We start from the raw sequence: 13,072 nt of genomic DNA, 5'->3' as shown, positions 1-13,072 counted from the left end.
GTCTGTTTTCAGGGGCGCGGGGAACTGCGTGATCGGCCCCCACCGGCCCGCAGCCGACGGGCGACGCTCAGCAGACCTCTTCCAGATCCCGCCAGTCCCGGGAGTCGGGGCTGTCCGCGACCCACCCGTCCAGCAACCCCCTCACCAACGCGGCCGGCGCAGCCACCCCGCACTCGCGCTCCGGCACCCACAGCTGCCCGTCCGTCCGGTGCCCCAGCGGCCCCGGATGCCCCGGCTCACTGTGATCGTGGGGATCCAGATGCACCCCGTCGCCCTCGTCGGACGGCATCCGCGACTCGGAGCACATCCGGCACAGCAGCCGCACCGAGGAGGACCAGTCCTCCGCCGCGAACCCGGCGTCGCCGGCCAGCTGCTCCAGCGCGTCCCGGTCCGCCTCCGTCGCCGCCTCCAGCAGCACCACCCAGGTCGGCACCGGCGACGGCGCCCACAGCTCGATCTCGTCGAAGACGGGGTACGCGTGCCCGGTCGCCGTGGTCCGCTCGCCGTGCGGCACCCCGTCGTGCAGCACGACCTCGCCCCAGCGCCGCCCGGACGACGGCAGCGGGATGGACTGCACCTCGATGCGGGCGGGGTCCAGCCGCCGCCCCCACACCACCTCGGCCTCCCCCTCCGGGGACAGGCGTACGGCGGCGCTGCCCAGGTCCATCCCGTCCGGCTCGGCGGAGGCGGCGGCGCCGCCGGGCACCCGCAGCCCGTACGCCTGCCAGGCCCGCCGGGCCAGCGGCCAGTCCTGCAGTGCGGTCGCGGCGATCCCGACGTTCCACCAGTCGGGCGCCCCGGCCTCCCGGTCGAGGAGGGCCACCGCCCGCAGTCCGGCGGCCCGCGCCTGCTCCCAGTCGTGCCGGAACTTGTGCAGCAGGGCGAGGTTGAACCAGGACTCGGACAGCCAGGGTTCCAGGTCGGCAGCGCGTGTCAGCAGTTCGCCCGCGTCCTCGTACCGGCCGTCGCCGATGAGCGTGAACGCGCGGTCGGTGGCCTGCCGCCAGGAGGCGGAGGGCCGGTGCCGTCCCTTGCCGAAGATCCTCACGATTCCCGCCTGCCAGTTCCATTTCCGCACAGTGGGCTGGCTTGTGCCCCCGGACATCACCCTCTCCCTCGCATCCAACCACGTACGACGGGAGGGCCGCTCATTACCCATGGGTTACCCAGCCGCGCGCAAGGTCAGACAGTCTCTGGAGAGCACGCGGGCCAGGGACTCCACGACCTCGGGAGCGTAGTCCCCCGCGGTGGCCAGCCGTAACTCCTCCAGCGCGGTCAGCGGCCCGCCGGGCCCGGAGTCCCGGGTCTTCTCCTCGTACGCGTTGACGACCCGCACGATCCGCGCGGCGAGCGGCTGCTCCCGGTAGGGGTCGGCCTGCCGCTCCACGACCACGGCGACCGCCGCGTCCACCCCGGTCTGCCGTACGACGGCTCCGCCGAGCAGGGCTATCCGGCGCTGTTCCGCGGGCGCCAGGGCGGCCGTGGCCCCGGCCGGCACCGGGTCGACCAGGCTCAGCTGGCCGATGTCGTGCATCAGCGCCGCGTACTCCAGCACGGTCAGCTCAGCTCCGGACAGCCCGAGGTCCCGTCCGACGGCCTGGCTCAGCGTGGCCACCCGGCGGGCGTGTCCGGCCGGGGTGTACCCCGCTATCTCGGTGGCGCGGGCCAGGGAGGCGATGGTCTGCCGGTAGGTGGCCCGGACGGCCGCGTACCGGCGCAGGGACAGCTGGGTCACCAGCAGGGGCAGGCAGAAGACGGGCAGCGCCCAGAGGCCGACGACGGCGACGGCCAGCGCCATCACCGCGCCGGTGGCGCAGACGGCGGACCCGATGCCGAGCAGTCCGCGCAGCTCGTCCCGCAGCAGCGGGCCGAACGGCCATCCGGTGCGGGAGTGTGCCTGCGCGGCGGCGAGCACGGCGTCGCACAGCGCGGTGAGCACCAGCAGCGCGATCAGCAGCAGCGCGTACGCCGGTCCACCCCACTGCTCCAACACGCCCCTGCTGTAGAGAGGTTGGAAACAGACGGCGGCGAAGCCGACGGTGAGCACCCGGCGGGCGAGCCGGTCGAGGGTGGGCCGGCGGCCGTCGGCTATGTGGGGCACGCTGCCGAGCAGCGAGGCCGCGCAGACGACGGTGACGATCTGAAACGCCCCGTCGTGCGTGGTGGCCCCGCCATCGGCACCGAGCAGGGCGTAGGCGAGCCCTCCGGCGGCGGCGAGCGGAGCGGCCTCCCGGGTCTCGGTCCCGGTCCGCCGGCTGAGCTCGCCGACGGCGACGAGCCCCCCGAAGGCGAGCGCGATCCCCCGGTCGGCGAGTCCTGCCCAGAGCGTGCCCCCGAAACAGCCGAGGACGAGAAGCAGCGCGGCGCCCCGGATGCCCCGGAGGACGCCGGGAGGACGGAACCCGGGTCCGGGGGCCCCACCGGCGGCCCCGGCTCCGCCGCCGGGGAACCCGGCCGGACCACCACCGAGCCCACGCCCGTCGTCAGCGGCGGCGGCCCCGGACGACCCCTCTCTCGTGGGCCTCGGAGTCGCGGCGGCGTCCGGGGCCGTCCGGTTCGGCGCGGGCGAGGGGTCGTCGGACGTCATGGGGTCCCCCGGCCCACGCTCTGGGCCTCGCTGATCGGACGACCGGGAACCGGTGGGTCGGGTGGGACGTCGTCGGCGGTCACCGCGGGGTGCCAGCCCTGTCTGGCCAGCGCCCGGGCCAGGGCGTCGACGGCCCGCGCGTCGAACTGCCGCCCGGCGCAGCGTCGTAACTCCTGCACCGCCACCGCCACCGGCCGGGCCCGGCTGTAGGAGCGCGTCGAGGTCATCGCGTCGAACGCGTCGGCGACGGCCACCACGCGCGCGGACTCGGGGATCTGACTGCCGGCCAGGCCGTAGGGGTAGCCGCTGCCGTCGATGCGCTCGTGGTGGTGGAGGATCGCCGCCCGGGCCTCGCCGAGGAAGGAGATCCCGCGCACCATCTCGTGGCCGTACTCGGGATGGAGCTCGATGATCCGCCGTTCGTCCGGGGTGAGCGGCCCGTCCTTGCGCAGCAGCCGGGTCGGGACGCCCAGTTTCCCCACGTCGTGCAGGATCCCGGCGAAGCGGAGCACCTCCACCCGCTCGTCGTCCATGCCCAGCTCGCGCGCGATCATCACGGAGGCCTGTCCGACCCGCTCACTGTGCCCGCGGGTGTAGCCGTCCTTGATGTCGACGGCCTGTACGAGCGCGCGGATGGTGGCCTGGTGGGCGGCCCGTTCCCGGTGGTACTGGGCGAACGCCCACCAGGACACGCACATCGGCAGCAGGACGAGCAGCGCGGCGACGGGACCGAAGGGGCTGCGCCAGAGCACGGCCATCATCAGCCCGGCGAGCCCGTGCGCCCCGATCGGCGCGAGGGAGCGGGAGAGCAGCCCGCGCCAGGCCCGGCGTACCGGGACGCGCTCGGCCAGGGCGAGGATCCCGCCGTCCAGCAGCGCGAGCACCCCGCAGAAGGCGAGTACCGCCGCCGCGCACGGCAGCAGCGCGTACGGGAAGTCGCAGCCCACGACGGAGTCCCGGCCGCCCAGGGCCCAGTGGACCCGCCCCGCGCCCCACACGGCGAGCGCCAGTTCGGCGGCCCGCCAGATCCGCCGCAGCGCCCGTGGCCGCTGCTCGACGTACGAGAGCAACGCACCCGGCAGCGGTACCAGCGCGGCGGCCGGCGGTGGCAGCAGGAAGGCGCCGGCGAGCAGCACCGGGTAGAAGGTGCCGCCGAGCCGCCGTCGTACGACGTGCTCGCAGACCGCGTACAGCGCGGCCAGCAGTGCCACCGCCCACCAGGGTGTACGCAGGGCGGGCAGGGGCAGCAGACAGCACAGGGCGCAGAGGGCGGCACAGGCCACGTAGGCGCGCACCCGTGCCGGAACCGCCTCCATCTCGCCCCTCCCCCGACCATGCCTGTCCAGGCTCCGGAGCCTAGGCGGGAGCTGGAGGGGCCGGGGGTTATGACCGGAGGATTAGCACGTTCGGGTGACGGACCACCGGGGGCGGCACCGTCCGGCGGGGAGCGCTCAGCTCTCCTGCGGGGCGACGGGAGAGGTCTGTGTGACCGGTGTGGTCGGGGTGGCCGTGACGTCGTGCTCCGGGACGGCCTGGCCGGAGCGGATCAGGTCCAGCCGCCCCAGCACCTTGGCCCGCAGGTCACTGGGCACGTCGTCATGGCCGCAGCACCGCTTGACCAGCTTCTTCACGGCCTGCTCCAGCCCGTACTTCTCCAGGCAGGGCGAGCACTCGTCGAAGTGCTGCTTGAACTTGACGCGATCGACGTCCGGCATCTCACTGTCGAGGAACTCGTACAGATGATCGAGTACCTCGCCGCAGTCCGTCTCGTGCGGCTCTCCGCAGCTCATGAGCCCGAGCCTTTCGCTTCGTTCGACTCTCCGGCGCCGGCCGGGACGAGCCCGCGCTCACGCGCGTAGTCCTCCAGCATGCCGCGCAGTTGACGGCGGCCCCGGTGCAGCCGGGACATCACCGTACCGATGGGTGTCCCCATGATGTCCGCGATCTCCTTGTACGCAAAGCCCTCTACATCGGCAAGGTAGACGGCGATGCGGAATTCCTCGGGGATCGCCTGCAGCGCCGACTTCACATCCGAGTCGGGCAGATGGTCGAGCGCCTGCGACTCCGCGGAGCGCAGACCGGTCGACATGTGCGACTCGGCGCGGGCGAGCTGCCAGTCCTCGATCTCCTCGGCCGCGGAGCGCTGGGGTTCGCGCTGCTTCTTGCGGTACGAGTTGATGAAGGTGTTGGTGAGAATGCGGTACAGCCAGGCCTTGAGGTTGGTGCCCTCACGGAACTGGTGGAACGACGCGTACGCCTTGGCGTAGGTCTCCTGCACCAGGTCCTCGGCGTCGGCCGGGTTGCGCGTCATGCGCAGCGCGGCCGAGTACATCTGGTCGAGGAATTCCAGCGCGTCCCGCTCGAAGCGCGCGGTGCGCTCCGAGGTCGACTCCGCGCTCGTGCCCTGGCCCTCGGGCAGCTCCGCCTGGCCGTTGTCGGTCCCTGCGTCGGTCCCAGTGACCGGACCCACCTCCTCAAGATCCAGGGCAGGACCGAAACCGATCCCACTCGACTCGGAGGATAGAACACGACCCGTGCCTGCCGCCGCTCGAATAGGAGCGGTCTTGGCCGCGTGCAGCACTGTCCAGTCCAGGTCAGCGCTGCTGTTGCGGCTCGGGCAGATGGTCGAACCCATGCGGCGGACTTCCTCTCCTTCGGCGTCGGCGCTGGTGCCCCAGCACTTCTGTCCGCTTAAACATGGGCCCGCCGCGCAACATTCCCGGGCGTCACCCGAGGATCGCCATCCACTCGACGACGGCGTCCGTGATGATGGTCACTGCCCGTTCCGGCTCGATGTCTGCCCTTTTGGGCACCGCGAAACCGTGGTCGGCGCCCGGCACCTCGACCAGTCGGTAGTCGCCGTCCGGGAACTCGGCCGGCTTCCCGAACGGGTCGTTGCCGCCCTGGACGACGAGCGTGGGCACCCCGGCCCCCAGCAACTCCCCGGCCCGCGACTTCTCCGGGCGGCCCGGCGGGTGCAGCGGGAAGCTGAGCGCGAGGACGGCGGCCGCGCCCAGCTCCGTGGCGGTACGGCAGGCGACCCGGGCTCCGGCGCTGCGCCCGCCGGACACCACCGGCAGCCCCGGCGCGGCGAGCGCCGGCCACACGCCCCACCAGCCCACGTCGAGCGTCTTCGGCGCCGGGGCGACCTTCTTGCCGGCGACCCGCCAGGGCTGTTCGACGAGCGCGACGGTCACCCCGTGCTCCGGCAGCACCGCGGCGATCGCACGGAGGTCGCGGGCCTCGATGCCACCGCCCGCCCCATGGCTCACGGCGAGCACCAGCCGCGCCTTCTCCGCCTCGTGCCAGGTGATGCGGGCGTCCCCCGCCTCCGTACCGACGATCTTCGAAGTGGTCACGCCAGAAGGCTAGAAGAGCGGGAGGCCGGAGAGGCTAGAAGAGTGTGGTCTCTTCCGGTGCCTCCAGCTCGGTCAGCAGTTCCGGGCCGTTGTTGCGGACGTTGCTGACGGCCGTGGCGACCGGGTAGGCCCGCATCAGGCCCTCCGGCGGCGGGGCGAGCAGCGAGCGCAGTTCCTCGACGTCCGTGCGGGCCGGGTCGAGCCAGGCGTCCCAGCGGTCCGGGGTGAGCATCAGCGGCATCCGGGGGTGGATGTCGGACAGCGACCGCGGGCCCTCGGCGGGCGCCACCGCCAGCGGCGAGGTCTCCGCCTCCGTGGTGATCACCGAGCAGGTCACCCACCAGGCCAGCGGGTGCTCGTCGGGCAGCGTCCGGTCCCGCCAGAACTCGTACAGCCCGGCCATGGCGAACACCGAGCCGTCGGCGGGGAGCACGAAGTACGGCTGCTTGCGCGGCCGTTTCCTCCGGCCCTCGACCTCCAGCTCCCGCTCCTCCTTGGCGGTGACCCACTCGTAGTAGCCGTCGGCGGGCAGGATGCAGCGGCGGGCGGCGAAGGCGCGGCGGTACGACGGCTTCTCGTGCACGGTCTCGGCGCGCGCGTTGATCATCCGGGCGCCGCCCTCGGGCGACTTGGCCCAGGACGGCACCAACCCCCACTTGAGCCTGCGCAGCTGACGGACCGGCCGCTGGTCGTCCGCGTCCTTGAGGGGCCGGTCCAGGACCGCGTAGACCTCCTTGGTGGGGGCCACGTTGTAGTCGGGCGCCAGAGTCTCCTCGGGCTCCCACTTCTCGACCTCGAAGATTCCGGCCAGGTCCTCGGGCCTACGACTCGACGCGTACCGTCCGCACATCTTCACAACCCTACATTTCACTCCCAGGGCTGAAGCCGGGACGACCGAATCGGCGCCGGTCAACGGCTCAAGCCGATATGCAGATCAGGCAAACAGTCGAAAGCAGGGCAAAACCCTGCCCCCTCCCTCCCTCCAGCCCTGGCGGAGTTCAAGCCGGCCCGGCACGGACCGCGCGGGTCGACCTCGTCGAACTGGCCGTGGGCCTGCGCCTGTTGGGGCAGGACGAGGTGGACGGGCCGGCCAAGTGCCGCCCGTCGGCCGGCGGCCTGTATCCCGTCCAGACTTATCTGCACGTGAAGCCGGGTGCGGTGACGGACCTGGCGCCCGGGGCGCACTACGCCGACCCGCGGCGGAACACCGTGGTGCTGCTCGGCGAGGACCGGTCGCCGACCTGGCGACGGCGGTGGACCGGCGCCGCGGGGAGGTGAGCGGCGCGGTCTGATCCGGGGCCGCGGACAGTGATCCGCGACCGAGCGCGGTGATCCCGGCCCGTGGCCGGTGATCGGGGACGTTCCCTCTCTCCTGGCCGTTGACATGCCGACCACACATGCATACGTGTCAGACTGCCGACTCCGTACGACGAGAGGGAACGACCGCAGACCATGGACACCAGCACAGCGACCTCTCTCTGGGACGAGCTGACCGGCACCCAGCCCGACCCGGACCTGTGGGTGGTGATCGCGACACTCGCCGCCGCGGCCGCCGTGGTCGTCCCGCACACCGTGTGGCGGATATCCCGCAACGCCATCACGATCGCCCACGAGGGCGGCCACGGCCTGGTCGCCCTGCTCACCGGCCGCCAGCTCACCGGCATCCGGCTGCATTCCGACACCAGCGGCCTCACGCTCAGCCGGGGCAAGCCGCACGGCCTGGGCATGATCCTCACGGCGGCGGCCGGCTACACGGCGCCCCCGCTCCTGGGCCTGGGCGGTGCGGCCCTGCTCGGCGCCGGCCGCACCACTCTTCTGCTGTGGGTCGCGACGGCCCTGCTCATCGCCATGCTGGTGATGATCCGCAACGCGTACGGCGTCCTGACGGTGTTCCTGACGGGCGGCGCCTTCCTGCTGGTGTCCTGGCTGGCGGGGCCCCAGGTGCAGGCGGCGTTCGCGTACGCGGTGGTCTGGTTCCTGCTGCTGGGCGGGGTACGCCCGGCCTTCGAACTCCAGGCGAAGCGGTCACGGGGCGGCGCCGGCGACTCGGACGCGGACCAGCTGTCCCGGCTGACCCATGTACCGGCGGGCATGTGGCTGTTCCTGTTCCACGCGGTGTCCCTGTGTTCCCTGATCGGCGGAGGCCGCTGGCTCCTCGGAACGTGAACCGGCCGACACAGGCGCCGGCCGACCTCGGAACACAGCCGCCCTGAGCGCACCCACCCAAGGGGCCCTGTGAACCAGCCGACCTGAGCGCACCCACCCAAGGGGCCCTGTGAACCAGCCGACCTGAGCGCACCCACCCAAGGGGCCCTGTGAACCAGCCGACCTGAGCGCACCCCGCCGCACCCGAACCACGGCCTCCACGCGAAGCGACCGGCGCCGGAAAGACGGCCTCCCCCGCGAAGCGACCCGCACCCCAACAACGGCCTCCCCCGCGAAGCGCCCCGCACTCCCACCCCCGCCGCGCACTAAAGTGACCCCATGGCCGCAAACCCCACCGCACCAACCGCCCTCTGGCCCGCCCCCCACGCAAGCGGGGCCGTCGACGCGACGGTCCACGTGCCGGGGTCCAAGTCGGTCACCAACCGCGCCCTCGTCCTCGCCGCCCTCGCCTCCGAACCCGGCTGGCTGCGCCGCCCCCTCCGGTCCCGGGACACCCTGCTGATGGCCGGCGCCCTGCGGGCGATGGGCGTCGGCATCGACGAGACGGTGTCGTCCAGCTCCTCCGTCGCGGGCGGCCCCGACGGCGCCGGCGAGGCATGGCGCGTGCTCCCCGCCGGCCTGCGCGGCCCGGCCACCGTCGACGTCGGCAACGCCGGCACGGTGATGCGCTTCCTCCCGCCCGTCGCCACCCTCGCCGCCGGCGACATCCGCTTCGACGGCGACCCCCGCTCCTACGAGCGCCCCCTGCACGGCGTGATCGACGCCCTGCGCGCCCTCGGCGCCCGTATCGACGACGACGGCCGGGGCGCGCTCCCGCTGACCGTGCACGGCAGCGGCGCCCTGGAGGGCGGCCCGGTGTCGATCGACGCCTCGTCCTCGTCCCAGTTCGTGTCGGCCCTGCTGCTCTCCGGCCCACGGTTCAACCAGGGCGTGGAGGTCCGCCACACCGGCGCGAGCCTCCCCTCCCTTCCGCACATCCGGATGACCGTCGACATGCTGCGCGCGGTGGGCGCCCAGGTGGACACCCCGGAGTCGGGCGGTGAGCCGAACGTCTGGCGGGTCACCCCGGGTGCCCTGCTCGGCCGGGACCTGACCGTCGAGCCGGACCTCTCCAACGCCCAGCCGTTCCTCGCCGCCGCCCTGGTGACGGGTGGCAAGGTGCTGATCCCTGACTGGCCGTCGCGGACCACCCAGCCGGGTGACCGGCTGCGCGAGATCTTCACCGAGATGGGCGGTTCCTGCGAACTGACCGAGTACGGCCTGGAGTTCACCGGCTCCGGCCGGATCCACGGCATCGATGTCGACCTGGGTGACGTGGGCGAGCTGACCCCCGGTGTCGCGGCGGTCGCGGCGCTCGCCGACTCCCCCTCCACCCTCCGGGGCGTGTCCCATCTCCGTCTCCACGAGACGGACCGGCTGGCCGCGCTCACCAAGGAGATCAACGAGCTGGGCGGTGACGTCACCGAGACCGCGGACGGCCTGCACATCCGCCCGCGCAGGCTGCACGGCGGGGTCTTCCACACCTACGAGGACCACCGCATGGCCACCGCCGGTGCGATCATCGGCCTGGCCGTGGAGGGCGTTCAGATCGAGAACGTGGCGACCACGGCGAAGACCCTGCCGGACTTCCCCGACCTGTGGACCGGGATGCTCGGGAACGACGGGGCCTAGGGGCGTACGACCATGCGCCGCTACGGCAAGCACACCGACGAGGACGACATCCGCCAGCGTCCCAACCGCAAGGGCACCCGGCCCCGTACCCACATCCGCCCCGCGCACGAGGACGCGGCCGAGGGCATGGTCCTCACCGTCGACCGGGGCCGGCTGACCTGCCTGGTCGAGGACCGTACGGTCCTGGCGATGAAGGCGCGCGAGCTGGGCCGCAAGGCGGCGGTGGTAGGTGACCGGGTGGCCCTGGTGGGCGACCTGTCCGGCAAGAAGGACTCCCTGGCCCGGATCGTGCGCATCGAGGACCGGACGTCCGTGCTCCGCCGCACCGCCGACGACGACGATCCGTTCGAGCGGGTGGTCGTCGCCAACGCCGACCAGCTGGCGATCGTCACGGCCCTGGCCGACCCGGAGCCCCGCCCGCGTCTCATCGACCGCTGTCTGGTCGCGGCCTTCGACGCCGGTCTCACCCCGCTCCTGGTCATGACCAAGTCGGACCTGGCCCCGCCGGACAAGCTCCTGGAGCTGTACGGCGACCTGGACATCCCCTACGTGGTCACGAGCCGTGAGGAACTGGAGACGGGGGACGCGGCCCGCGTCGTCCAGGATCATCTGGACGGCAAGATCACGGCGTTCGTCGGCCACTCGGGCGTCGGCAAGACGACGCTGGTGAACGCCCTGGTCCCGGAGGACCTCCGGCGTATCACGGGCCATGTGAACGCGGTGACCGGCCGCGGCCGCCACACCACGACCTCGGCCCTGGCCCTTCCCCTCACGGGGGACGACGGCTGGGTCGTCGACACCCCGGGCGTCCGCTCCTTCGGGCTGGCGCACATCGATCCGTCCCGGGTGATCCTCGCCTTCCCCGACCTGGAGCCCGGCACCGTGAACTGTCCGCGCGCGTGCAGCCACGACGAGCCGGACTGCGCGCTGGACGCGTGGGTCGCCGAGGGCCACGCGGACCCGGCCCGCCTCTACTCGCTGCGCCGGCTCCTCGCGACACGCGAGCGCAAGGAAGGCGACTGACCACCGCGTTGTTTGTCCTGACCCGAGTTCGGTAAGTGCATAATCGCACCGAGCTGGACTTACGGGAGGACGGCACATGGCGTGGCTGCTGGTGATCGTGGCCGGAATTCTGGAGACCGGCTTCGCCGTGTGCCTCAAGCTCTCCCACGGCTTCACCCGACTCTGGCCGACGATCGCGTTCGCGTCCTTCGCCCTGGGCAGCTTCGGGCTGCTGACCCTGTCCCTCAAGAAGCTGGACGTGGGCCCGGCGTACGCGGTGTGGACAGGCATCGGAGCGGCGGGCACGGCGATCTACGGCATGATCTTCCTGGGCGACCTGGTCTCCACCTTGAAGATCATCTCCATCAGCCTGGTGATCGCGGGCGTGATCGGCCTCCAGCTCTCGGGCTCGGCCCACTGAAACACGCCCCCCGAAGGGGCGCGGGGAACTGCGCGACAAGCCCCCACGCACCCGCGGCTACCCACAACCCGCACCACCTCTCCCCCTCACACCGGCTGCCGCGAAAGCGCCCCCCGCACCAGCTCCGCCACCCCGCCCTCCCCCGGCGGAGCGGCCACACACGACAGCGCGAGCCGCACCACGAGCTCGCACGACCGGGCCAGCTCGCCGTTCCCCCGCACGGCTCCCGGTCCCGACAGCACCGCCACCGCCCGGTCCCGCACGATCTGCACGAAGTCCCCGGGCGTGGGCAGCGGGCCGTCCGCCCTCCGCTGCGCCGGCACCGCCGAGGAAGACGGCACCGCGGCCAACGTCGGCGACGGCAACCGCTCGCTCCAGCACCCCGTGAGCATCGCCCGTACCAGCGCGTTCTCACGCGCCGCCGCGGCCATCCACTCGGCCGTCGCCGTCAGGCGTTCCCGCATCTCGGTATGGCTGCCCAGCGCCCGCTCCACCCCCGCGAGATACCCGTCGGCCTCCCGGCGCACCAGCGCCCTCGCCAGGCCTTCCTTGCTGCCGAACTCGTTGTACAGCGTCTGGCGGGACACCCCGGCCGTCACGGCCACGTCGACCATCCGCACGGCGGCCCACGGGCGGCGGGCGAGCGCCGTGTACGCGGCGTCGAGCAGGGAATCCCGGGCTGCAGGCATCATCGCCTCCTGGGCGAGCGACTCTGCGCCCAGATTTGACGCGCACGATCCCACTGTCAAGGGTTCGCGAAGGCACCAGGGGGCGCCCTTCGGCCAACCCGCGCGGGCGCACCGAGGCCGCGCTCACCGCCCGATCGCCGGACGGTCACCCACCGAGTCCCCGGCCTCCCCGCGACATCCCCCGTATCCGCCCCCTCCCCGTGTAGCCCCGCCCCCACCCCGGCAGATAGCGTTCGTCACATGCCGGACTACCACGATGACCTGCGGCTCGCCCACGTGCTCGCGGACGCGGCCGACGCCGCCACCATGGACCGCTTCAAGGCCCTCGACCTCAAGGTCGAGACCAAGCCGGACATGACCCCGGTGAGCGAGGCGGACAAGGCGGCCGAGGAGCTGATCCGCGGTCAGTTGCAGCGCGCCCGCCCACGGGACGCGGTCCTCGGCGAGGAGTACGGCATCGAGGGCACCGGCCCGCGCCGCTGGGTGATCGACCCGATCGACGGCACCAAGAACTACGTACGCGGTGTCCCCGTCTGGGCGACCCTGATCTCCCTGATGGAGGCGGCCGAGGGCGGCTACCGGCCGGTCGTCGGCGTGGTCTCGGCACCCGCGCTGGGCCGCCGCTGGTGGGCGGCGCAGGGGCACGGCGCCTACACCGGCCGCAGCCTCTCCTCCGCCTCCCGCCTGCAGGTCTCCAAGGTCTCGACGCTGTCCGACGCCTCGTTCGCGTACTCCTCGCTGAGCGGCTGGGAGGAGCGGGGGCAGCTGAACGGCTTCCTGGACCTGACCCGGGAGGTGTGGCGCACGCGCGCGTACGGCGACTTCTGGCCCTACATGATGGTCGCCGAGGGGTCGGTGGACATCTGTGCCGAGCCGGAGCTGTCCCTGTGGGACATGGCGGCCCCCGCGATCGTGGTGACGGAGGCCGGCGGCACCTTCACCGGCCTCGACGGCCGCCCCGGGCCGCACAGTGGCAACGCGGCCGCGTCCAACGGTCTGCTCCACGACGAGCTGCTGTCATACCTCACCCAGCGTTACTGAAACAGCCTTCTGAGGCAGAACAGGGCACTCTTCTCCAGCACATATGAGCGCGTGCGCCCTCGGTTGGCTACCCACACCCCCTTGTTGACCCGCGCTTTACCTGCCACCCTGTGAGAACCCCCACTTTGTGAACTTG

Annotated in this window: 14 protein-coding genes; 6 read left to right on the top strand and 8 right to left on the bottom strand. The window is 72.6% G+C overall.

The features are described from left to right. Positions 1-67: 67 nt before the first annotated feature. The 7 genes from ACWDGI_RS03995 to ACWDGI_RS03965 form a co-directional block, all read right to left on the bottom strand. Positions 68-1,048 (bottom strand): tetratricopeptide repeat protein, encoded by a 981-nt coding sequence (locus ACWDGI_RS03995; protein WP_450755311.1) that lies wholly within the window; start codon positions 1,046-1,048, stop codon positions 68-70. Positions 1,049-1,162: 114 nt separating this feature from the next. Next, positions 1,163-2,587 carry an HD-GYP domain-containing protein gene (locus ACWDGI_RS03990; RefSeq protein WP_450755025.1) on the bottom strand — a complete coding sequence of 475 codons (1,425 nt, stop codon included), beginning with the start codon at positions 2,585-2,587 and terminating at the stop codon, positions 1,163-1,165. Beyond that, positions 2,584-3,903, bottom strand: coding sequence for an HD-GYP domain-containing protein (locus ACWDGI_RS03985; protein ID WP_450755023.1), 1,320 nt, complete (start codon positions 3,901-3,903; stop codon positions 2,584-2,586). Before ACWDGI_RS03985 ends, ACWDGI_RS03990 begins: the two co-directional genes overlap by 4 nt. A 135-nt stretch (positions 3,904-4,038) precedes the next feature. After that, positions 4,039-4,377 carry a mycothiol system anti-sigma-R factor gene (gene rsrA, locus ACWDGI_RS03980; protein ID WP_450755021.1) on the bottom strand — a complete coding sequence of 113 codons (339 nt, stop codon included), beginning with the start codon at positions 4,375-4,377 and terminating at the stop codon, positions 4,039-4,041. After that, positions 4,374-5,057 carry an RNA polymerase sigma factor SigR gene (gene sigR, locus ACWDGI_RS03975; RefSeq protein ID WP_362569623.1) on the bottom strand — a complete coding sequence of 228 codons (684 nt, stop codon included), beginning with the start codon at positions 5,055-5,057 and terminating at the stop codon, positions 4,374-4,376. Before sigR ends, rsrA begins: the two co-directional genes overlap by 4 nt. Positions 5,058-5,313: 256 nt before the next feature. After that, positions 5,314-5,946 carry an alpha/beta hydrolase family protein gene (locus ACWDGI_RS03970; protein ID WP_450755019.1) on the bottom strand — a complete coding sequence of 211 codons (633 nt, stop codon included), beginning with the start codon at positions 5,944-5,946 and terminating at the stop codon, positions 5,314-5,316. 34 nt (positions 5,947-5,980) lie between these two features. Beyond that, the gene (locus tag ACWDGI_RS03965) at positions 5,981-6,796 is read right to left on the bottom strand and encodes an SOS response-associated peptidase (protein ID WP_450755017.1); all 816 of its coding nucleotides are present in this window, start codon (positions 6,794-6,796) and stop codon (positions 5,981-5,983) included. 197 nt (positions 6,797-6,993) lie between these two features. Here ACWDGI_RS03965 and ACWDGI_RS03960 point away from each other — a divergent pair, with 197 nt between their 5' ends. The 5 genes from ACWDGI_RS03960 (at position 6,994) to ACWDGI_RS03940 (ending at position 11,206) form a co-directional block, all read left to right on the top strand. Next, positions 6,994-7,224 carry a hypothetical protein gene (locus ACWDGI_RS03960; protein WP_450755015.1) on the top strand — a complete coding sequence of 77 codons (231 nt, stop codon included), beginning with the start codon at positions 6,994-6,996 and terminating at the stop codon, positions 7,222-7,224. A gap of 174 nt (positions 7,225-7,398) precedes the next feature. Beyond that, positions 7,399-8,112 (top strand): M50 family metallopeptidase, encoded by a 714-nt coding sequence (locus ACWDGI_RS03955; protein WP_450755013.1) that lies wholly within the window; start codon positions 7,399-7,401, stop codon positions 8,110-8,112. A 318-nt stretch (positions 8,113-8,430) separates the two neighbouring features. Beyond that, positions 8,431-9,783, top strand: coding sequence for a 3-phosphoshikimate 1-carboxyvinyltransferase (gene aroA / locus ACWDGI_RS03950; RefSeq protein ID WP_450755011.1), 1,353 nt, complete (start codon positions 8,431-8,433; stop codon positions 9,781-9,783). A gap of 12 nt (positions 9,784-9,795) precedes the next feature. After that, positions 9,796-10,806 carry a ribosome small subunit-dependent GTPase A gene (rsgA, locus tag ACWDGI_RS03945; protein ID WP_450755009.1) on the top strand — a complete coding sequence of 337 codons (1,011 nt, stop codon included), beginning with the start codon at positions 9,796-9,798 and terminating at the stop codon, positions 10,804-10,806. Between the two features lie 76 nt (positions 10,807-10,882). Beyond that, complete coding sequence (locus ACWDGI_RS03940; protein ID WP_351321695.1) at positions 10,883-11,206, top strand: DMT family transporter; 324 nt, start codon at positions 10,883-10,885, stop codon at positions 11,204-11,206. Between the two features lie 86 nt (positions 11,207-11,292). Here the strand turns inward: ACWDGI_RS03940 and ACWDGI_RS03935 are convergent, their stop codons facing one another. After that, complete coding sequence (locus ACWDGI_RS03935) at positions 11,293-11,895, bottom strand: TetR/AcrR family transcriptional regulator (protein ID WP_450755309.1); 603 nt, start codon at positions 11,893-11,895, stop codon at positions 11,293-11,295. Positions 11,896-12,135: 240 nt separating this feature from the next. Here ACWDGI_RS03935 and hisN point away from each other — a divergent pair, with 240 nt between their 5' ends. Beyond that, a complete protein-coding gene (hisN, locus tag ACWDGI_RS03930) occupies positions 12,136-12,936 on the top strand; it encodes a histidinol-phosphatase (protein WP_450755007.1) in 801 nt (266 codons plus the stop codon). Positions 12,937-13,072 lie beyond the last annotated feature (136 nt).

It is taken from the genome of Streptomyces sp. NPDC001220 (genome assembly GCF_053597895.1).
This window is presented reverse-complemented; position numbering and strand designations above follow the sequence as displayed.

Excerpts from the sequence above, each read along its gene's own strand:
- ACWDGI_RS03955 (WP_450755013.1), top strand. The coding sequence starts at position 7,399 with ATGGACACCAGCACAGCGACCTCTCTCTGGGACGAGCTGACCGGCACC.
- ACWDGI_RS03935 (WP_450755309.1), bottom strand. The coding sequence starts at position 11,895 with ATGCCTGCAGCCCGGGATTCCCTGCTCGACGCCGCGTACACGGCGCTC.
- ACWDGI_RS03965 (WP_450755017.1), bottom strand. The coding sequence starts at position 6,796 with ATGTGCGGACGGTACGCGTCGAGTCGTAGGCCCGAGGACCTGGCCGGA.
- aroA (WP_450755011.1), top strand. The coding sequence starts at position 8,431 with ATGGCCGCAAACCCCACCGCACCAACCGCCCTCTGGCCCGCCCCCCAC.
- ACWDGI_RS03985 (WP_450755023.1), bottom strand. The coding sequence starts at position 3,903 with ATGGAGGCGGTTCCGGCACGGGTGCGCGCCTACGTGGCCTGTGCCGCC.
- rsgA (WP_450755009.1), top strand. The coding sequence starts at position 9,796 with ATGCGCCGCTACGGCAAGCACACCGACGAGGACGACATCCGCCAGCGT.
- ACWDGI_RS03990 (WP_450755025.1), bottom strand. The coding sequence starts at position 2,587 with ATGACGTCCGACGACCCCTCGCCCGCGCCGAACCGGACGGCCCCGGAC.
- hisN (WP_450755007.1), top strand. The coding sequence starts at position 12,136 with ATGCCGGACTACCACGATGACCTGCGGCTCGCCCACGTGCTCGCGGAC.
- ACWDGI_RS03940 (WP_351321695.1), top strand. The coding sequence starts at position 10,883 with ATGGCGTGGCTGCTGGTGATCGTGGCCGGAATTCTGGAGACCGGCTTC.
- rsrA (WP_450755021.1), bottom strand. The coding sequence starts at position 4,377 with ATGAGCTGCGGAGAGCCGCACGAGACGGACTGCGGCGAGGTACTCGAT.